The sequence below is a fragment of the [Lactobacillus] timonensis genome (assembly GCF_900240275.1).
Lineage (GTDB): Bacteria > Bacillota > Bacilli > Lactobacillales > Lactobacillaceae > Limosilactobacillus > Limosilactobacillus timonensis.
Window position 1 is genome coordinate 605,774 of record NZ_LT964761.1, and the last position, 21,067, is coordinate 626,840.

Here is a 21,067-nt window from a genome sequence, read left to right on the forward strand (position 1 = left end):
TTAAAAAAACAGCATTAGGGAATGCAACAATCCCTAATGCTGTTCAACACATTACTACTTAGCAAAACGGTCAATGTATTGTTTGACAATGTTGTCAACAGTAAATCCTGACTTGGCAATAAGGTCATCCCCATTACCGCTTTCGCCGAAGTGGTTGATACCTAAAATAGTGCCATCTAACCCAGTAAATTGTGCCCAATCATAAGTTGTTGCCATTTCAACGGCCATTCGGTTTCGTAGTTCTGATGGCAATACATTTTCACGATAACTGTCTGATTGTTTAAGGAACAGTTCAAAACTTGGCATCGAAATTACACGAACGTTAATTCCTTTTTCAGCGAGTCTCTTTTGTGCATCTAGCAGAAGGCTAACTTCCGAACCACTGCCCATTAAAATCCCTGATGGTTTGCCATTTGCCGCTTCAGATAGGATATATCCACCATTGGCAACAGAATCTTTAATAACAGTTTGATACTTCTTTAGCGTTGGTAACTTCTGCCTACCAAGAACCAGCATTACTGGGGCATGATGCTCGTTTAGCGTGTATTCCCAAGCATAGAGCGTTTCTAATGCATCGGCTGGCCGAAATACAATCAAATTTGGCATTGCTCGGTAACCTTCCAGTTGTTCAATTGGCTGGTGGGTTGGACCATCAGGGCCAAGTGAAATTGAGTCGTGTCCAAATAAGTAAACCGTTGGAATCTGCATTAGCGACGCTTGCCTAATTGCACTCCGCATATATTCTGAGAAAATCAGGAACGTATTTCCAAAGACACGTGAGCCACCATAGAGAGTAATTCCGTTTAGTTCTGCACCTTCAGCAAATTCTCGAATTCCAAATGCAATATTATGTTTGCCATATTGACCAGGTTGAAATCCTTCATCACTATCAAAGTAAGTCTTATCAGAACTGCCGAGGTCTGCTGAACCACCCCACAAATTGATGTCAGTCTTTTGAATGGTAGTTTGCAAAATTTGGTGAATCGCATCCCGAGTTGCTTCCTGGTCGGAAAATTCTTCCTGGAAGTCATCGATATTGATTTTTTCCTTATTAGTGAGGTTATTTACCAAACTAGTGTAGAGGTTAGGATACTTTTCACGATATTCTTGCAATAAATCATTCCATACAGCATGGGCTGTTTGACCATCATCTTTGATTTGCTTAAAGGTCGAATATACTTCGTCTGGAACATCAAATGGTCCATATTCGTAGCCCAGCTGCTGTTTAGTTTCTTGAACTTGTTCCTCAGTCAAGACTACTCCGTGCGCTTTGTGACTGTCAGCAAATGGCGAAGCATATCCTAAGACTGTCTTAACTTCAATGATTGTTGGTCGGCTATGTTCATCCTTAGCAACTTGAATGGCACTATCCATAGCGTTTAGATCATTACCATCTTCAACGCTTAGGTAGTTCCAACCATATGCCTTAAAGCGCTCGGCCGCATTGTCATTGCATTCTGCACTTAATGCAGAATCCATCGTGTTACGGTTTGAGTCATACAAGACGATTAAATTATTCAAGTGAAGGTGTCCAGCTAGACTAGCAGTTTCGTGGCTAATCCCTTCCATCAAGTCACCATCACCAACCTCAACAAAGATGTGGTTATGGACGATATCAAAGCCTGGACGGTTGTAAATTGACGCAAGGTGTTTTGCGGCCATTGCCATCCCTACCGCCATACCAAAGCCTTGACCTAACGGACCGGTTGCTGCGTCTACACCAGGAGTAGTAATTTCTGGATGCCCTGGTGTTTTGCTTCCCAACGTCCGGAATTGTTTGAGATCGTCAATCGAAATATCATAGCCAATCAAGTGAAGAAGGGCATACATCATTGCCGATCCATGTCCACCTGATAATACAAAGCGGTCACGGTTAAACCACTGCGGGTCATCAACATCAACATTCATATTCCTGTAAATAGTGTAGAGCAGTGGCGCAGCACTTAGTGTGACCCCAGTGTGTCCTGAATTAGCATTGGTAATTTCATCCATACTTAAAGCCCGAATTGCATTTACCGCTTGCTGATCCTTACTTGTATACTTCATATTGAACTCCTCTCTGCTCAATAATTAGATATCATTACTTGTTATTGTTGGCATTAACCTTGTCACGGTGATCAAGGATGATGGAGATAATGAAGAAGATAACCAAGCAAGCAACCAAGGCACCAATAATTCCCATGCGACCTGCATACATACCACTGTAACCAACAACTGAACCAACAACACCGAAGTCGGAGTCGGCAAAGCTAGCAGTCCCCAGTCCGAGGTGACCCAGAACTGGAATCAGCATGATTGGAACCCACGAAATCATAAAGCCGTGAACAAACGCACCAATAACGGCACCTCGACGACCACCAACAGCGTTACCAATAACCCCAGCAGTCGCACCACACATGAAGTGAGCAACGACCCCTGGAATAACAATGGTAGTGTGGAAGACAACCATCAAAGCAGTAGCAACTAAACCACCAATAAAGCTGCAGAAGAACCCAACAATTACGGCATTTGGTGCAAATGGGAACAGGATTGGAATATCCAGCCCGGCCTTAGCACCAGGTACCAACTTGGCAGAAATGCCCTTGAAGGCAGGAATCAATTCATTAAGAATCATCCGTACACCAGCCAGCATGATGTAAACACCAGCAGCAAAGGAACCAGATTCAATAAACGCATAAATGAGGTAGTTGATCCCACCGCTAAATTTATCAACGTAGGTTGGACCAGCAGCAATGGCAACAATGATGTAAGCAACAGCCATTGTCAGCGTAACCGCAATGGTGTTGTCACGAAGGAATGAAACCTTCTTTGGTACGTGAAGATCTTCAGTGGTCTTAGAAGGATCACCGACAACCTTAGCAACTAATCCTGAAATCAAGTAACCAAAGTCACCCGTGTGGGCAATCGCAATTTCGTCTGTCTTCGTAACTTTCCGAACAAACGGTTGAATTAACGCAGGCATAATCGTATCAAACAGTCCTAGGAAGACCCCACCAATAACGATTGATGGAACTTCAGTAAAGCCAGCCACTGCAAGCAGAACGGCCAACATACAAGACATGTTAATCATAACGTGCCCGGACAGGTAGATGTACTTAAAGTGCGACATCCGCGCCAAAATAACGTTAACAATTAGTGCGACTAAGAGAATTAGCGCTGTGGCACTACCATACTTGCCCAGTGCCGTTGCGGTAAAAGCTTCATTATTCGGAACGACCCCTTGTACATGAAAGGCATGCATGAACATCTTTCCGAAAGGATCAAGGGCATTGGTGATAACCCCTGCACCACCAGTTAGAACAAGGAACCCAACGAAGGTCTTAATACCACCCTCGGCAATATCAGTACCTTCCTTTTTCTGAAGTGCTAGACCAAGTACCGCTACCAGGCCCACTAAAATTGACGGTGTCCGTGCGATGCTAACAAGAAAGTTTAAAAAACCGTTCATTAGAAATCACCCCTCCATTAATCTTCAACGCTATCCAAATAAGCCTTGATCTTATCCTTCAACTCTTTTTTATCAATAATTGAATTCAAAACGGTGACATTCTCTTCGCCAACCACGTGGGCAACAGCATCGTACATATCCCGTCCCACAAAGAAATGATCGGCAGTATCACGGTTAACACCAGACAAGTCAATGTGAAGTGTTTTAACATCAGAACGGCCTAATTGTTGTAAAACTTCCTGCATATTCATATCAACCATGAACGAAGAACCAACACCTGTACTGCAACATGCTCCAATAGTAATCATGTTATTCACCATCCCTAATTAATTGAGTAATTGTATCTACTGACTTTGCATTAAGAACTTGCTTAACTTTCTCTTCATCCCCAAGTATTTGTGTTAATTCCGCTAACGCTCTCAGATGAGAACTAGAATCCTTAGCTGCCAGAACAACAATCAGCTGAATCTTATGCTTGTCATCAACTAGATCAACCGTATTGTCGAGAAGCAACAATGACATTCCTACTTCAAGTACATCTGAACTTGGCTGAGCATGTGCTAACGCAATCTTGTCAGCAATGTTGATGTAAGGACCGTTCTTATGAACGTTAGCAATAATGTCATCAACGTAACTGCTCTTAATTTTTCCTAAATCAATCAACGGTTGGGCGGCTCGCTGGATAGCTTGTTGCCAAGTCATTCCCGAGCTTGGAACCCCGATTTGAATCGTCTTATCTGTAAGTAATTCACTTAACAATGGTCCATATTCTCCTTTATGCCTGTAGTTAACACTAGGTGTCAAAACGTCTTGAATTCCCATCACCAGGTCACGGTAGTTAGTAATCTTTGTATTGGCTTGTACCACTTCTAGTATTGCCGACAAGTTTTGGCTAATGCCTGTAGGAATAATATGATTGCGGATCAATTTTTTCTTAAGTATTAATAAATCATTGTCAGACAATATAGAATCGACCTTAATGACAGGTTTATTGAGCGTTGAAACTGGAACGGTTGAGATAACAATATCTTGTTCTACCTCTGTCAGTCCTTCATAATCGCTCTTGGTTATCGGCCCAACTTGGAGTAATTCTGGTATCATCGTTTCCAGCTGCGATTTCAATAGGTATGACGTGCCTAGCCCCGCAGAGCATACTAATAAGGCCGATTGCTTTTGGACATGCTGATGATAAAGTTCTGCGCCAAAATACATACTAATTAGGCCAACCTCGTCATCATTAAGCGGTTCAGCAAGCAGATCTTCAAAAGGTTTCAGCGAAAGCTGAGTATATAAGTAAATCTGTCGGTACTGCTTTTTTAGCTTCCCTGCGATTTTATCTTTGTACTGGCGGTGATAAGCCACCCGATAAAATGTCGCAATAAGGTGTTGAAACAGCTTTGATTGAAGCTTCTTTTCGTCTTGGAATTTGACTTGGTCAAGATTTTTGAATGTATTAATAACTTCGACGGTCGCCTGCGTAATTTTCCTCTCGATATCATTTTCGCCTAGCTGCTTGCGAGTTGATACAGTTGGACTTTCCAGTAACAATCCTTCAAGATAGTATGTTTCCTCTGGCAAACTTCCCGGAACTATCTTCTGAATAAGATCCCGTGCGAACTCAAACTCTGGTTGGTCATGCATTTGGTTTTTAATAAACTCGTTACTTGGAAAACTATTGACGCTCAAGCTTAATCCTTGTCGTAATCTACTTATCACCCCGCTATAAAAGAAGCTGATATTGCGAAAACTTTCGTAGGAAAAATAATGATGTAGAAACTTCTGAACTAGCGTCAACCACTCAGTAGTTTTATCGTATTGTTGCCAAGTTGGTGATTTATAATTTGTTTTACGAAAAACTGCAATTAGTCTTTGGAAATTTACGTTTTTAAAAACATAATTCCGAATTTGCAATTCATCACCAACTAGGCTGTACCCATTACGATTACCGATTAGTTCAATTCCCGTGCTCTTTAGTAGCGTCCGAACATGGTTAATGTCTTTTAGAATTGTGCTACGTGAATGAGCTGTCTTTTGTTCTAAATAACTGATTGTGATAGACTGCTCTCGTAAAAATAGTTCCCAAATCATTAACTGTTCACGATCAACTGACTTAAGTCGCGGCCGGTAATTGTCCTGAAGTTTCAACTTTCCCAGTTGGGAACGACTATCATCTATTAGGTGATACCCAACTCCTCTCACGTTTTGTAAAGGGGTAATACCATCATCTAGTAGCTTTTTGTTGAGTTTCGCAATCACCGAATAAACTGATCTTTTCGAAATAGCTAATTTCTCGGTCAATTCATCAACCGATAGCGGCTCTTCAGCATCTAGCAATAATATAAGGATAGTTTTCTCTTTCTCTGATAGATCTATCATTGTCAAACCTCCTTACGGTTATAATCATACAAGGAAACCGCTTACTTAGAAATTACTAAAAAGATATATTGAAAAATGCAAAAGTAACCCTATCGTTGTTGTACCCTTCAATAGAGTAAATACGCCTTGAAGTAAAGTACAGTATTCTTTTTGTATTTTTATCAATTAAAAAAACGCCGACAATTAAGTCGACGCAGCAAAGATACTAAAAATAATGTCTTCTGCTCACAAAGTTAGATTGATAAATGAGATAATGTATTTAGTTGTTTCGCAATTCAAGAGAAGGTAATCATATGCAATTCAATCAATATATTGACCACACTTTATTAGCCCCAGACGCGACTGAACAACAAGTTGAAACAGTTGTCCAGCAAGCGATTGACAACCATTTCCACACGGTAATGATTAACCCTTACTGGGTAGCCAAAGTTCACCAACTATTAGCTGGTACTGATGTCAAAACAGCCTGTGTTATTGGTTTTCCACTCGGGGCCAACACCACTAAAATTAAAGTTGCCGAAGCTGAAGATGCCATCGCTAATGGTGTCGACGAACTGGATATGGTAATGAACATCGGTGAGATGAAATCAGGTCATGAAGACAAGGTTGAAGCAGATATTCAGGCCGTGGTAGGTGCTGGTCACGCCGCTGATAAGGTGGTAAAGGTGATCATCGAAACCTGCCTGTTGACTGATGATGAAATTACCCGCGCCGCTAAAATCGTCGCCAAGACCGGCGCCGACTTTGTCAAAACCTCCACTGGTTTCTCGACTGGTGGCGCAACGGTTCACGCCGTCAAGCTGATGGCCGCCGCCGTTCAAGGAACTTCGACTGCTGTAAAAGCTTCCGGTGGCATTCATACTGCCGACGAAGCCCAAGCGATGATCGACGCGGGGGCCACTCGCCTTGGCGTGAGCCATAGTATGCAGATTATTGGGAAGTAAAATATTTATTTTAAATTAAAAAGGCCTAAGTGGAACTAGTTCCGCTTAGGTCTTTCGTCGTTAATTAATCTGGCACAATCTATCTTGGGAAGAGAAATTTAATGTCGAGATTGTGCCAGAAGAATTAATGCTTATTGCGATAAGCTGCTAGCATTTGACTCAGCTTAGCAGCATGTTCCTTAATAGTGGCTGCATTGCCATTGGCAAGCAACCCACCAAAACAGGTAATATCTGCACCAGCATCCAAAAAGTCGTAGAAATTATCAAAGTTGATACCACCAGAGGCCAATACTGGCATAAATGGCGTTGGTGTAACTGCAGTTTTGATCAGCTTAGGACCGTCAACTGCCGAGCCAGGGAAGAACTTGATATAAGATGCCCCAGCCTTTAAAGCAGTCGTCATTTCCGTTACTGTATGGCACCCTGGGCAATAAGGAATCTGGTACAGGTTTGCCAGTTCGTCTACTTCGGCATCAAATTGTGGCGACAAAATAGCATCTGCACCATGAAGAATAGCCAAACGAGCAGTAGTAGGATCAAGAACAGTCCCTGCACAGATAATAACTTCAGGCAATTCTTTTTTTACCAATTCAATCGATTCAATTGCCGTTGGAACAGTAAAGCTGATTTCGATCATCTTTACCCCGCCTTCATAACAGGCCTTGGCAATTTCTAATGTTCTTTCTGGCGTTGCGCGAACGACAGACATCAAGTTATACTCTGCCATTTTCTTTGCAGTATTAATTTTTTGAATCATTATAAGACCCTTTCAATTAGAATAAGTTCAAAACACCCTTCAGGAAAATACCGATAACATTGTAGTCAACGTTCGGGAAAGTTGAACCATTAATACCCATGTGCTGGAACGTTGGCATCAAAACAAGTGGTAAGAATGCAAGCAACAGTCCCATGACGAAAGAACCAGCAATAGCTCCCCGCCAACCACCAGTCGAGTTACCAAAAATAGCAGAAGCACCACCTGAGAAGAAGCAAATGTGAGCAGCTGGAATAATCACAGTAGAGAAGTGCAATGCCAGCATAATGACAATCGCAATCAAACCAGCAGTGTATGAACTAATGAACCCAACTAGGATCGCAGTCGGTGCGTATGGGAAAATCGTCGGTACATCCAGTGCTGGACGAGAACCTGGAATAAACTTTGTTGAAATAGATACAAAGGCGTTTGTGAGTTCTTCCAGGAACATCCCAACACCGTACATCAGGATACTCATACCGGCAGTAAATGAAATGGCTTGTAATAATGGGAAGACCAGCCACTGAACACCACCGGAAACTTTCATAGTGTAAGCTTCACCGGCAGCAAGAGTTGCGGCGTAGAACAAGATCAGCATTAAAACAGCAACACCGATAATAAAGTCTTTGAATAATGACAGGAACTTTGGAAAATGAATGTTTTCGGTGGTTTCGTCAGCATGTTTCTTGAACAATAAACCAACGCAGCCGGCCAAAGCATAACCGATCATGTTAAAGTGACCAATCGCTTGCTGATCTCCACCAGTGATCTTACGCATAAATGGTTGGCAAAGTTCCGGAAGCGCTCCAGAGAAGAACCCTAAAATAGCTCCACCTAGAAGACAAGCCCAGAAGTCGTTCATTCCGTATGATTTCAAAATTAATCCCAAAATACAAGCAAAGAACAAGCTGTGTCCACCGGTAAAGAAGATATTCTTAAAGGGTGTGATTCGTGCAAAAATCAGGTTAAAGACAAAGCCGAGAATCAATACAACAGAAACAACTAATCCATAATGAGTTTGGGCAGCTGCGGTTGCAGCTTCAGGTGCGGCAATAACCCCATGAATATGGAACCCTTTTTGGAATAGTTTGTTAAAGTTCTGAAGCGAGGCGGTGATCATCGAACCCCCACCCTGAAAAATAGCAAAACCAACAATTGTCTTGATGGTCCCCTTAACAACATCAGTTGCTGTTTTACCCTTCTGAGCAATCAAACCGATACATGCAACTAGTCCTAGTAGGATCGCTGGGTTGCTAAGTAATGCAACAACAAACTTCATGTTTACATCTCCCCCTAGCCTTCCATAATTGGCTTCAGCTTTTCTTCGATTTCATTGGCATCCATCATGTTAGTAATACCAATAACTTTCTTATTAGGGTATTCTTTCTTAAGATCGTCAGCCACGTCGTTCAGTGCAATCACAACGTCGCCGTTAAAGCTACCAACACCATCTAAGCTGGAGTGTGAAACATCAAGATCCCAACCATTTTTCGAAGCAACATTCCGAACCTGCACCGTCATCATCGTGCTCGTTCCCATACCATTCCGACAAGTTACTAATGCGCTAGCCATAACAAAAACTTCCTTTCTAGTCGTTTACAATTTCATCTACTGAAACTTGAAAGCTAATAATCACGCCAAAGGCGTGTGGTTATTGGCTTTTTTGGCAAAAAAATAAACGCAAGCTCTCCTGCGTTGTATACTTTAGTCGACCAAAACCAAGATACAAAGGAGACTTACGTCATGAATATTATAAGACAAAAAAATACAGAAAACGAGCTTCACAATATTGTTCATCAATTTACTTCCCTCATTGGTCTATCTAAACTCACCAAGTTGGTGAATTATCGCCGGAATTCAGAAATCAGCTTGATGAAGGTCATTGAATGGCTGCTCACGACAAAGTTCCTGGGACGCTCGCTTTATCGAGCCCATGAAACACCTAACTTTACCAGTCGCACCGTCAGAAATAATTTGAACGATGGCCGGATCAATTGGCAACGCTTGATTTGTCAAGTTGGGAGTCATTTAATCAAGCATTTACGACCGTTTATTGACCGCCGGCGGCGGTTAGCATTGATCATTGACGATACACTCTTTTCCCGTGAGTACGCCACCCAAACCGAATTACTAGCGCGAGTCTTTGACCATGACAAACAGTTATATATTAAGGGATACCGGGCTTTAACTTTGGGTTGGAGTGACGCCAATACATTCTTACCGATCAACTTTGCATTAATGTCTTCCAAGAAGCCACAAAACGTCCTTGGAAAATCAGCTAAAACAACCGATCAACGAACAATTGCTGGCCGGAGACGTCGCCAAGCACAGCAAAAAATGAACCTCGTTTCATTGCAACTTGTCAAGCAAGCCCTCGCAAATGGCGTTCTGGCTGACTATGTGTTATTTGATAGCTGGTATAGCTCACCAAAAATGTTCTATGAATTAACCAAGTTGGGATTAAACGGCGTGGGCATGCTTAAACGGTCCAGCAAAATTTACTATCAATATCGCGGACGGCAATATTCAGTTAAAGCATTATACAAGCGACTGCAGGCCTCAAAATATCAACCCAAGCAAGCTTATCAATACAGCTGCTTTGTCGAAGCGCACGTCGGGAACCAAAAATTCAAGCTTCGCTTGGTATTTGTGGCTAATCGGGCCCGTCAAGATGACTACCTAGTACTGGCAACGACTCAGTTAGGCCTTCAGCCACAAGCGATCATTCAACTATACGCCCGAAGATGGCAAATTGAGAATTACTTTAAAGTTGCCAAGCAATACTTGCGGCTCGACAAATCACAAGTTCAAAATTATGACGGGCTTTGTGGCCATTTAGCAATTGTCATGATGACTTATGACCTATTAGCTTGGCAGGAACGGCAAAATCAGGATGATCGCACCATTGGGGATTTATTCTTTATAATGAACGAAGCCATGCCAGATATTGAGTTGTCTCAAGCACTGGTATGGCTTCTAAATTCGTTAAAAACGATTATTAATCATGAAGTTTATGCAAGAAGAGCCCAAATTATTCAGATGATGAATCAGTTCTTCACATTTTTGCCGAAACGGTTAGTTTCGCTGTTAACAGCAAGCTAAATGGTTAAATTAATTAAAATATGCCCTGTGATACCAAGGGATCAGTCTGTCTTCATACTTTCAAGTTTCAGTTTCATCTACTTGCTGTGGGCTATTAGCCTGATCTAACTGCTGGTAAAGGTCTTTCTTTTGCAAGACTTTCACAAGTTCCGCCATCTGTCCCAGATGGCCCTCAGGTTTAACGGAACTAAGCGTAAAGAGATACTTTACTGGATCGTTCGCCTTGTTGCCAAACTTAACTGGTTCCTTAAGAACCGTTAATCCAATAGCGTCATCCAACACACCGTCCTTAGAGCTAGCGTGTGGTAGTGCAACATGGGGGGCAATCACAATATATGGTCCCGTTTCCTTTGCAATTTCGATGATCCGCTTTGGATATTGATCCGTTACCTTGTTATGTTCTACAAGTGGTTGGACAGCCTTATTAACGGCTTCTTCCCAGCTATTTGCTTCAACATTGACTTGGATCAGCTCCGGATCGATTAAAGACATCTCCCAATCACCTCATTTCCATGTCTTTTCGCCTTGCAGTATAGGTATTTACAAAAAAGTACACAAGCGCAATAATATCTTGTGGATGAGTGCAAAAATTGTGCACGATTGGAGAGGATAATAAAATGATTAACTTTAGCAAAAGTCGCCATGGCAATGACTTGCTGACAAACCTTTGCGAATCAACAGCCAAGTTTACTGATTCACAATCTTTAGCTGATAAACTGGAAATTTCTCGACGATCTCTTTTTTACACAATTAAAAAGGTCAACAGCGAATTATCCGCTGCTGACCTTGATCCAATTTCCTATATCCGTCCAACTGGTTATTTTCTGTCCGATAAAACTCGTCAAGCTTTACAAAATAGTCATCCTACAAATGAACTTTTGCCAAAAATAAGTATCCAGCTTAAAAAAACACCGCGAAATAACGAACGGCAAATTATAGATACCTTCCTAATGATTAGTGATTATTTTCCCGTCATTTCTTCACTGCAACAACTGTATAGTGTTAGCAAAAATACGATTCTTAGTGACATTCGTTATGTTAAAGCCAACCTGCCCGAGGGACTTACCATGGTCAATACTCCTCGTGGCAAAGCAATTGCTGGCCCCGAAATGATTAAGCGCAGCTGGGTCTTATCACACTTATCCACAGTCCTCCACTTCATCTGTGTTCCCAACTTCGACCAACATCATTCTTATATCGAAAAGCAACTCAAACAATTCGAAAAGATTACCGGGAGTGCACTGACTGGTAATGCTTTTCACTCGCTGCTCCATTATCTGGACTGGTATACGTTCAGAATAACCGTTAAACACTATCACCTTCCTGTTTCTGATAATGATTCAGCCCTTCCTTACTCGCTCTCTAATATGTGGGCCACTAGATTTTTAAAAGGCATTAAGATTAACAATCCTGCTGAAGTCAACTATCTGAGCGAGATTGTCAATGCAAACCAATTTTCCTATATTGACCGGGATAACCCGATGATGAATAAATTACGCCCCATTGCAAAACAAATAGTTCACCTTTGGGTTCTCTCAGCCAATGCATCATTATCAATTAACATTAACAAACTCATTGAGAATTTAACTGTTCACCTAGTTCCGACTTATTACCGGTGCAAATATCATATCCAATACCATAATCCTTTGCTTAATGAAATAACTACCAATTATCAAGAAACATTTCAACTGACCAGACTATCTGTCTCACCGCTTGAAAAGTATCTCAATACTAAGCTTTCGGACGATGAAATTTCTCTGATCTCTATCTATTTTGGCAGTGCTCTTCGCAACCAGCACCGTAAGAAGCTCAAGAATGAAATTCTTGTTGTTTGTTCTAGTGGTATTGGCACCTCACACCTTTTGTTTAGTCAACTCCAGAATGTTTACCCCTCTGTCAACTTTCGGCGCCCATTCAACACCTTGGAACTTGAAAATGTCAACTGGAGCAATGTTGCTGGTGTCATCAGTACTCTTCCCGTCAATTACGATCGACAAGTTCCCCACATTCAAATTCAAGCAATGCCCTCAAAAGCTGATTGGCAAACTATTCAGCGTTTTCTGATTGAGACTAACGTTTTATCAAAGGAAACTGCGTCACGAATTAACATTGAATCACTAATCGACGTCATTGCAGAATACGCGCGAATTGAGCATCCCCAGCAGCTGAAACAAGCTCTGTTGGACTTTCTCCTTTCTGCTAAAAGTGTCAATATGAATTATCCTAATAGGGAACGGTTCCTCGGAATTAATCAACAATACCTCCAACTGTTTAAGAGCCCAACTAACTGGCAAGCAGCAATTCAACAGTCGTTTCAACCATTGGAGGATGCTGGTACCATTGACCACTCTTACACCACTAAAATAATTCAATCGACCATTGATCACGGCGATTACATGATTATCGGCAACGGTATTATGCTTGCTCATGGAGGGCCAGCAGACGGGGTTAACAAACTAGGGATTGGATTTAATCTCTTCAAGCAGCCATTTACTAGCATTGGCGGTCAAACCATTCACATTGTTATTACCCTGGCCCCAGTCGATGCCAAGCTGCAAGTTCCATTTCTCGAAGTTATGTTAAAATTTGCTTCTGATAAAAAATGGCTTAAAAAGGTGATTGCTTCACCAACAAAGGACGATTTAAAAGTCATTTTGCACCAGAGTCATTTACTAGCTAATTAACAAACAAATGGAAAGGGCTGACGAGTCTATTCTCGCCAGCCTCTTTGATGTACATTTCTTATTTTCAACAGGGAGTTACTTGCCCATCTTCCGAACAGCAGTTGTTAATCCCGTTAAGTTCAATGCTTGGATATACTGCCGAATTGGCCGCTTAATTGATTCGATTACAAAGCCATGAACATCAATGTAGTTAGCTTCCAAGTTCTTCGTCATCTTAGCAATTTCCTTCTTAACATCAGGATTATTAAAGGCATAGTGTCCACCAAGGTGAAGGATTTCTTCCTTCAACTTATCATTGGCCAAAACATCCTCAACCTTCAGGTTAACATCATCGCCTTCCATCCACTTGCGCCAACGTTCAGTTCGTACGGCACGATCAATCAGCACTGGCTTAAGGTTAGATGGATCATCAACTAAGCCATCTTTGTGTAAACGTTGTTCAACATTATAGAGGGTAACATAAGCTTCGGTTTCAGCCGTCCCGTATTGTGGAGCAACATTAGAAGCCGTGATATTAGCTGGATTGTGAAGCAGCAATTGATAATCACTCAAATAATCAGCATTGTGTTCCTTCAAACCAACACCATACTTTTTCGCCATCGCGGTTAATTCCAGAGTGTTCTTCAGGTTCCAGTGACCAACCTGTTCGCCAAGACGGGTTAATGTCCCCGTTTGGCCAACAATGAAGGTTGGCATTGGCAGCCCATTCTCATCCAGCTTTGCCTTCAACTTCTGTACGAAAGTCTCATAACGATCAGTCGTGGTTAACCCGCCATTAGTTTCTTCAGTACCAACTTCGTAACCAATTTCAGGAAGGCCACGCTTCTTCCGTTCATTTTCACAATATTGGATCAACTCAAAGGTCCACTTCAAGTTCTTATCCATGTCAATGACTTTACCCATTTCATACGGGTTCTTGGTCGGGTCAATCATTAACAGGTCAAACCCATTTTCAATATCAGACAAGTATGATTCCTTAGCCTTTACCATTGCCTCATCTACTGGCAGGTGAGCATTACGCTCTTCATCTCGCTGCCATGGACCACCATGGTCCCGGCAAACATAGTACAAACCTTTAAAACCAGTTTTATCGGCTACCGCTTTGATGTCACGAGTAAAGGTCTCTTGATTCCAACCATTGACGTAGCCACCGCCCAGATCATCCTTCTCAACTTGGTTACGGCTAGCAATAAACATCAACGGAAAGTCATAGTCACGGCCAAGTTCAAACGTTGCTTCCAGCAGGTTTGGTGACATTGGTCCAATACCAATCAAAGTTGAGCGGCGTCCCTCATCCTGAAGTTTCAGCATATTAGTAACAGTTTGCTTAATTGATAAATCATTTGTCTCTGTCATTGTTCTTTTTCCCTCTTTAATGTGTTTACTTCGCCATTGATTGCAATTTCTTCATTAGTGCACCAGATTTTGCAATCATTTGCGTTGTACTTAGTTGAACTACTTTTTTACCCTTAAACCGATTGGTGCCAGAAAGTTCAGTATCATTTGACAGAACTACAAAGTCAGCTTTCTTGATATCATCGGTGCTTAGTGTATTTTCCGTTCCACCGGAACCCTGTGTCTCAACTTTGATGTTGATACCTTGTGCCTTAGCCGCTTGTTCTAGCGCTTCAGCAGCCATATAGGTATGAGCAACACCACTAGGGCATGATGTTATTCCTACAATATTCATAAAAATCACCTTTTAGAATGTCGTAATATCCAAATCAATATCCTCATCGTCAGCCGATTTCTTTTCTGGAACGTAGTCCTTCTTGGTCAGACCAACAATTACAGCCGTAACTAGCGAACCAAGAATAACCGCCACAACATACCAGATTCGTCCTCCAACAACTGGCAGGGTAATAAGTCCACCCCATGGAGCGTGACTAACAACACCCATGTAAGCTGAGAATGCACCAGCAACTAATGAACCAATCGTGTTAGCTAGAATTACTCGCAATGGGTCAGCTGTAGCAAACGGAATTGCCCCTTCCGTAATCCCACAGCATCCCATCAGAATAGCTGCCAAACCACTGTTGCGTTCTTCAGGAGCGAACTTCTTTCTAAACAGTAATGTGGCAAGACCAAGACCAATTGGCGGAGTAGCAACGGATGGGCCCATGATTCCCATAAGGAATGGCAGGGTATTCACCTGAGTTTGGGCAAAGGTACATGCAACCTTGTTGATTGGACCACCCATATCCACACCGATCATGGCACCCATAATTGCCCCCAGTGGAGCTCTTGCCATACCGCCCATGGACTTGAGCGTGTTAGTTAACCAAGCCATGAACGAAGCAACCGGGTCCCCAATAACAAACAGAACAATACATGCAGGAATCAAAGTCCCCACTAATGGATAAAGGAAAATACTACCTAAAACCTTATAGTGTTCAGAAATTGGGATTTTCTTGAGATACATTACTGTCCAACCGGCCAGTAAACCACCTAAAATTCCACCAATAAATCCTGTATGAACTTGAACAGCTAGGTAAGCGGTAATAAAACCAGGACCAATAGCGGCCCGTCCTGCCATACTATATGCAAGGTAGCCCCCTAGCGCTGGAATAAACAGTGCTAGACCGGCGCTACCAATTAAACTAATTTGATAAATCCATCCATCAGACGGTTTCGGTGCAGCTGCCTGTCCGGTCATCATGACCGAAACGGCATAAATTACCCCACCGGCAACAACGAATGGAATCATGTATCCGGTCGCAGTCATTAAATGTTTCTGAATCGCGGCCCAGAACTTATGCTGTTTTTTAGCCATTTACATTACTCCTCACCATATGACGATCCATCATCGCGATAACTTGCTCAGGCGAAGCCGTTGCAAGTTGTTCCCGAAAGTCGTCGTGGATCAGCATTCTAGACAGATTAGCTAAAATCTTCAGATGCAGATTGCCACGTGCCTCACGAGGAACAGCAATCATAAAAACCAACGTTACTTGGTCATCACCGCTCCAAACAATTGGTTGATTAAGCCGACCAACGACAACCGTAGGATGAATGACATACTTGCTTTGAGAATGGGGCAATCCAATTCCGTGGCCGATGTATGTAGCCATTTCTTTCTCACGATGGTAAATATCATCCTTAAAACCAGTTTCATCAGTAATATAGTCTCGATGTTTAAGTGCCTTAATCATCTGTGTTAAAGCTTCGTCCTTGTCACTCGCATCGATCCCAAAAACTGGCAAAATGCTGACAATATTTTTGACATCCACTTGATCCATTATTGGAATCACCTCTTCTCTCTCAAATAATCTTTTAGATCTTTCTGACTGCCATGACTGAACAAATTGAGTACTTCTTGTCTGCCTAGATTTAAAAAGAATTGCTTACATTCTTGTTGATCACAAATTGACATTTTTAGCGGTACAAGTGTAAAAATGAGGCGGTCGATTCCCTGATACCCTTCCCAGTCTTTCAGCGGTGTCGTTAACTTCACTACTTCAATTCTGAAATGAAGAACATTAGAAGAACGAACGTGTGGGATTGCTAAGTTGCTGGCAACAATTGTGGAAGCCAATTGTTCGCGCTGAACAATCTCATGGATGAAGCGTCCTGTATCAGTAATGATTCCTGACAATTGCTGGCTTTTACCAAACTGGTAGAGCAACTCTTGCTGCTCATTAGTTTTATATCGTTCCCAATCAACTTGGATTTTCACCCGAAATACCTCTTTTTAAAAATACTCAATAGCAAGTAAGAAGACTTCAGCTGCAGCAACTAATTTGATAGTCATTAATGTTTTCTTCTTGCTTACAACTATATTGTATTTTTTCTTTTCTGATAACGCTTACAGATGACTGACGATTGCAATGGCCACTTAATTAATATTCACTTTTAATTTTGCTAATAAGTTTGCTCAACCTGTCTTGATCTTCCTCTGAAAATAATGCGCTACATATCAATACAGGAATGTCGTTTACCTTTGGCAGTTTTAAAGTTGAAATAATTAGCTGAATAGCTTTCTCTTGAGTAATCGTCTCAGAGAGGTCAGTCACCGCCGTTGTTTGGATAATATTTAACTCTGGGAAACGATTACTAATCTTAGTTTTCAACAACTGCGCAGTTCCTAGCCCTGTAGTACAGACAATTACAGTGTTTATTGTCCGCTGCATCTGTTCTATGGCTTGTGCAAAGTAAACAGTAATAAAACCACTCTCATCTTCATCTATGGTTGGTAACTTAAATTCTTGACTAACTTGGCTAACACTTTCAAAAAGAGCCGGACACTCCAACTTGATTTGTTCCAACAAGGAATTTTTGATTCTGATCCCGTTTGCTAACCGATTCAGTAACGGCTTCATACGTTTTACCAAACTGCTATACAGCGCCTCACGATTAATTTGTAATCGGTGAGTAGCAGCCACTTCATTGATCAATACACGGGTGACTGCCATTTCTTTTGCATTAACAGTTCCTATTTCGTGACGATGATCGGTATTTTTCCCTTCTAAACGAGATGAATTCAGGTATTGATAGAGATTAAAAATCTCCGAACGTGGTATTTCAGTATGTAAATAATTACTAATATTGTTAATTACCTGACGTAAAGCCCTAATAATCTGCGGACTTTCTTTTTCAGCTCTTTTCAATCCGTCCTCTGTGTCATCACTATTAGACACCAGCGAGCCAACCCGGTGATAACGCTCAACCAAGATATAGAGGTGCGAAAAGAGATTAACATCATAGGGATAAGGAATAGTTGAATTTAGCTGACTTTCGATAAGGTTAATTTGTCGAGTAATGAAAGAGGCATCAGTCTGATGAATGTTATCGTTACTCTTCAAAAAGTGACCAATACTAATATCATCATCACCAATTAACAATTCATTTATTACCGTTCGGATATCCTTTTCATTACCTGTGACCCACAAATAGTCACTGCGGCGGTGCAACACAAGGTGGTATTTTTGAATCATTTGCCTAATAATCCTAATATCAGATGAAACAACTGATTCACTAATATAGAAACTGCCAAAAATATCTTGAATCTTATGTTTTTCTGGTGAGGTGACCAACAGCTGTCTTAAAATGTGGTAACGCCGTTCCACAGACGTTAATTCTCCCAATGATTCTTCTGTTAGATTCATATTTTGTGATAGATAATTGGTATATCTTAGACGATACCCAATTCCACGACGAGAACTAATTAGTTTGCCACCTGAACTCCCAGCGTTTATTTTCTTGATGAGACGATAAACTGTCTTCGGCGAGCTATGAATGGCATCCGCAATTTCTTTTGAAGGAATATAGTTCCGCTTATTAAGCAAGTAATTAATCAATTGTTGTTCTTTATTCGTTCTTTTTGTCACAGTAGCCAACCTCCCCTAATTTAATGTTAGGAAGTAATCTGGAAAGCGCTTACTCTCGTGTGACCATAGCAGTAGTCAAATTAAAATGAAAGGGGGAGAACCTTCAGAAGTTTCTCTCTCTTTCTTTGAACCTATTTGACCATATCAAATTGGTCTACTTTACAGTTTAATCTTCATATAACAAAAGCTCCTCTAGGTAACGAACCCGAGGAGCTTACTTGATTATTATCCTAAAGAAAACATATTAATTGTGCTTATAAACACCGTTGTCAAACTGGAAGCCTGTTTCTTCTTCGTACTCGGCAACCATTTGATTCCACGAACTTGCGATATCATCGGTCAGGCCGAACAGACCGCTGTGACCAATAATGTAGATATCTGGATTAGCATCTGACAACAGTTTCCAGTGTTTCTTGTTGGTCGACCCGTCCATCTCGATTTCGTAATGGTAGCCCTTTTCTTCGCGCAACTGGCGAAGCTGAGTAATCTTATCGAGCATTTCAGTGAGGAAACGTTGGCCAGCAAAACCTGGATCAACCGTCATGATCGTCACCTTATCCAGAATATCGAGGTACGGTGCTAATGCATCAACACTGGTTTCTGGGTTAAGTACCATCCCCGCTTTCAGACCAGCATCGTGAATCTGGTCAATCAACCGAAAGGCCACCCCGTTAACAACTTCAGCGGGCATACAGATCCAGTCACACTTAACGTTGATTAATTGTTCTACCCAGAAAGTTGGGTTAGTAACCATCAAGTGAGCTGACATCGGTACGTCTGAAATCTTGCGAACTTGTTCGATAAACCATGGTGACAGAGTAATATTAGGAACAAAGTGTCCGTCCATAATATCAATGTGGTATGAATTAACTTTATCGTTTAAAAATATAATTTCTTCCTTGAATTTATCAAGGTTCATCGTCATCAACGATGGTGATAATTGAATTTGCCGAGACATCTTCTACCTCCTAATCACTTACGGAAATATCGTCAAGGTCAATATCTGCTTCTTCTTCAGCATCGTCAGCCTTGTTGCCAGTTTCGCCTTCTGGAATATTCTTCTTAATGATGGCGTAAACAACACCTGTGACAAAAACATTCGCAGCAATGGCGAGCAAACCAACCCACCAGTACTTACCCATCGTTGGCAGCATCAGGAACCCACCAAATGGGACGGTAGCACCTTGACCGTTGCTCAATGACATCAAAATGGCACCTTCACAAAGACCACCGAGACCGGCAGCAACAATCCCCCGGATAATGTCATTCATAACAATCGGAATGGAACCTTCAACAATGTTTACAACACCCATTGGAACAGCAGACTTCAACGTTTCAATTTCTTCTTCAGTGTAAATCCGCTTGTGAAGCATCTTTGCAACCAGGAAAGCGAATCCGAAGCCAATCGGCGTAGCAGTGTTAGTCAGTTGCAAAGCGGTAACTGGACCGTTGATTCCTTGTGCTTGGAGCGTCAGTGCAAAGGCAAAGGCGGTTTTGTTGATCGGGCCCCCAAAGTCGACAATACTGAGTGCACCCAGAACGGCACCAAATACCAGGTTAGAAGCACCGTTCATACTCTTCAGGAAGGAAGTCAGCCAGTTTGTGAAGACAGCCACCGGTGCACCGATGATATAGACCATGATCAAGCCACTGACGATTGAAGCTAAGAACGGCACAATCAGCGTCGGCATCAAACCCTTTGCCCAGTGAGGAACCTTAACGTACTTCAATACCGCAACAGACAGCCAACCAGCGATGTAACCACCGATGATCCCGCCAATAAACCCAGCACTGATAGAAATAGCAGCCAGCCCGGTAACGAAACCTGGGGCAATCCCCGGCTTACCAGCAATTGAGAAGGCAATCCCGGTTGCGATGATCATTGGCAGCATCCCTAACGCCTTGCCACCGAGCGTTGCCAGGGCTTGAGTAAAGGTAAACTTGCCCATTACCAATGCGTCTTGTGACTTACCCCCAAAGGCCATCCCAATGGCGATAATGAAACCAGCACCACAGACAATTGGAATCAAGTATGAAATAGCAGTTAATAAGTGGCCCTTAAAGTTGGCCTTTTTCCAAAAACTATCGTTCATGACAATTTCCTCCCAATATTACTTACCAGCTAATTCGTGAAGCTTAGCAATTAACTTATTTGGCGACTTGATCGCCACTTCGGTTGACACTTTGACCTTTTTCTTACCGGCAAAACGTTCTTCGCCAGAAATCTTAACGTCAACGGCCAAAATGATAATGTCCGCTTCGTCAATTTCTTGCTGGGTCAGTTCGTTTTCAACACCGATCGTCCCCTGCGTTTCGATCTTTACCTGATCGCCCGCCTTCTTAGCAGCGTCTTCCAGCTTTTGCTGCGCTAAGTAAGTGTGAGCGATGCCGACAGTACATGCAGATACACCAACAATTTTCATAATGCAGAC

Annotated in this window: 20 protein-coding genes; 3 read left to right on the forward strand and 17 right to left on the reverse strand. The window is 42.0% G+C overall.

Features of this window, described 5'->3' with window-relative positions; translation table 11 throughout:
* Positions 1 to 54: 54 nt before the first annotated feature.
* Genes tkt through C1710_RS02950 form a run of 4 tightly spaced genes read right to left on the reverse strand, consistent with a single transcriptional unit; the run spans position 55 to position 5,824 of the window.
* On the reverse strand, positions 55 to 2,046 hold the full coding sequence (gene tkt, locus C1710_RS02935) for a transketolase (RefSeq protein ID WP_102279850.1): 1,992 nt from the start codon (positions 2,044 to 2,046) through the stop codon (positions 55 to 57).
* A gap of 34 nt (positions 2,047 to 2,080) precedes the next feature.
* A complete protein-coding gene (locus C1710_RS02940) occupies positions 2,081 to 3,448 on the reverse strand; it encodes a PTS ascorbate transporter subunit IIC (protein ID WP_102279853.1) in 1,368 nt (455 codons plus the stop codon).
* A 17-nt stretch (positions 3,449 to 3,465) separates the two neighbouring features.
* Positions 3,466 to 3,756, reverse strand: a complete 291-nt coding sequence (locus tag C1710_RS02945) for a PTS sugar transporter subunit IIB (RefSeq protein ID WP_102279855.1) — start codon at positions 3,754 to 3,756, stop codon at positions 3,466 to 3,468.
* A gap of 1 nt (position 3,757) precedes the next feature.
* A complete protein-coding gene (locus C1710_RS02950) occupies positions 3,758 to 5,824 on the reverse strand; it encodes a BglG family transcription antiterminator (protein WP_102279857.1) in 2,067 nt (688 codons plus the stop codon).
* A 293-nt stretch (positions 5,825 to 6,117) separates the two neighbouring features.
* Between C1710_RS02950 and deoC the strand changes: the two genes are divergently transcribed.
* Positions 6,118 to 6,768 (forward strand): deoxyribose-phosphate aldolase, encoded by a 651-nt coding sequence (gene deoC / locus C1710_RS02955; protein ID WP_102279859.1) that lies wholly within the window; start codon positions 6,118 to 6,120, stop codon positions 6,766 to 6,768.
* Positions 6,769 to 6,892: 124 nt separating this feature from the next.
* On the opposite strand, the gene C1710_RS02960 is transcribed toward deoC, so the two are convergent.
* From C1710_RS02960 to C1710_RS02970, 3 genes are read right to left on the reverse strand one after another with little or no spacing between them, the layout of a single operon-like run.
* Positions 6,893 to 7,525, reverse strand: a complete 633-nt coding sequence (locus C1710_RS02960) for a beta/alpha barrel domain-containing protein (RefSeq protein ID WP_102279861.1) — start codon at positions 7,523 to 7,525, stop codon at positions 6,893 to 6,895.
* A 16-nt stretch (positions 7,526 to 7,541) separates the two neighbouring features.
* Positions 7,542 to 8,801 carry a PTS ascorbate transporter subunit IIC gene (locus C1710_RS02965; protein WP_102279863.1) on the reverse strand — a complete coding sequence of 420 codons (1,260 nt, stop codon included), beginning with the start codon at positions 8,799 to 8,801 and terminating at the stop codon, positions 7,542 to 7,544.
* A gap of 14 nt (positions 8,802 to 8,815) precedes the next feature.
* Positions 8,816 to 9,094: a PTS sugar transporter subunit IIB gene (locus tag C1710_RS02970; RefSeq protein ID WP_102279865.1), complete on the reverse strand. Its 279-nt coding sequence runs from the start codon at positions 9,092 to 9,094 to the stop codon at positions 8,816 to 8,818.
* A 171-nt stretch (positions 9,095 to 9,265) separates the two neighbouring features.
* Here C1710_RS02970 and C1710_RS02975 point away from each other — a divergent pair, with 171 nt between their 5' ends.
* Positions 9,266 to 10,624, forward strand: coding sequence for an IS4 family transposase (locus tag C1710_RS02975; protein ID WP_042513950.1), 1,359 nt, complete (start codon positions 9,266 to 9,268; stop codon positions 10,622 to 10,624).
* Positions 10,625 to 10,684: 60 nt separating this feature from the next.
* Here the strand turns inward: C1710_RS02975 and C1710_RS02980 are convergent, their stop codons facing one another.
* Positions 10,685 to 11,116 carry a PTS sugar transporter subunit IIA gene (locus C1710_RS02980; RefSeq protein WP_102279867.1) on the reverse strand — a complete coding sequence of 144 codons (432 nt, stop codon included), beginning with the start codon at positions 11,114 to 11,116 and terminating at the stop codon, positions 10,685 to 10,687.
* Between the two features lie 125 nt (positions 11,117 to 11,241).
* Here C1710_RS02980 and C1710_RS02985 point away from each other — a divergent pair, with 125 nt between their 5' ends.
* Positions 11,242 to 13,308 (forward strand): BglG family transcription antiterminator, encoded by a 2,067-nt coding sequence (locus C1710_RS02985; RefSeq protein WP_102279869.1) that lies wholly within the window; start codon positions 11,242 to 11,244, stop codon positions 13,306 to 13,308.
* Positions 13,309 to 13,383: 75 nt separating this feature from the next.
* On the opposite strand, the gene C1710_RS02990 is transcribed toward C1710_RS02985, so the two are convergent.
* From C1710_RS02990 to C1710_RS03030, 9 genes are all read right to left on the reverse strand, one after another.
* The gene (locus C1710_RS02990; protein ID WP_102279871.1) at positions 13,384 to 14,664 is read right to left on the reverse strand and encodes a class II D-tagatose-bisphosphate aldolase non-catalytic subunit; all 1,281 of its coding nucleotides are present in this window, start codon (positions 14,662 to 14,664) and stop codon (positions 13,384 to 13,386) included.
* A 25-nt stretch (positions 14,665 to 14,689) separates the two neighbouring features.
* Positions 14,690 to 14,998, reverse strand: a complete 309-nt coding sequence (locus C1710_RS02995) for a PTS fructose-like transporter subunit IIB (RefSeq protein WP_102279873.1) — start codon at positions 14,996 to 14,998, stop codon at positions 14,690 to 14,692.
* A 12-nt stretch (positions 14,999 to 15,010) separates the two neighbouring features.
* Entirely contained in the window at positions 15,011 to 16,081 is a 1,071-nt protein-coding gene (locus C1710_RS03000; protein WP_102279875.1) for a fructose-specific PTS transporter subunit EIIC, read from the reverse strand.
* The gene (locus C1710_RS03005) at positions 16,074 to 16,547 is read right to left on the reverse strand and encodes a PTS sugar transporter subunit IIA (protein WP_102279878.1); all 474 of its coding nucleotides are present in this window, start codon (positions 16,545 to 16,547) and stop codon (positions 16,074 to 16,076) included. The genes C1710_RS03000 and C1710_RS03005 overlap by 8 nt, the downstream gene beginning before the upstream one ends.
* Positions 16,548 to 16,555: 8 nt before the next feature.
* Positions 16,556 to 16,984, reverse strand: coding sequence for a PTS sugar transporter subunit IIA (locus C1710_RS03010; RefSeq protein WP_102279880.1), 429 nt, complete (start codon positions 16,982 to 16,984; stop codon positions 16,556 to 16,558).
* 163 nt (positions 16,985 to 17,147) lie between these two features.
* A complete protein-coding gene (locus tag C1710_RS03015; protein WP_180961287.1) occupies positions 17,148 to 18,635 on the reverse strand; it encodes a BglG family transcription antiterminator in 1,488 nt (495 codons plus the stop codon).
* Between the two features lie 244 nt (positions 18,636 to 18,879).
* The gene (gene alsE / locus C1710_RS03020) at positions 18,880 to 19,593 is read right to left on the reverse strand and encodes a D-allulose 6-phosphate 3-epimerase (protein WP_102279884.1); all 714 of its coding nucleotides are present in this window, start codon (positions 19,591 to 19,593) and stop codon (positions 18,880 to 18,882) included.
* A 10-nt stretch (positions 19,594 to 19,603) separates the two neighbouring features.
* Positions 19,604 to 20,728: a PTS fructose transporter subunit IIC gene (locus C1710_RS03025; RefSeq protein ID WP_102279886.1), complete on the reverse strand. Its 1,125-nt coding sequence runs from the start codon at positions 20,726 to 20,728 to the stop codon at positions 19,604 to 19,606.
* An 18-nt stretch (positions 20,729 to 20,746) separates the two neighbouring features.
* Positions 20,747 to 21,058, reverse strand: a complete 312-nt coding sequence (locus C1710_RS03030; RefSeq protein ID WP_102281729.1) for a PTS fructose transporter subunit IIB — start codon at positions 21,056 to 21,058, stop codon at positions 20,747 to 20,749.
* Positions 21,059 to 21,067: the final 9 nt, after the last annotated feature.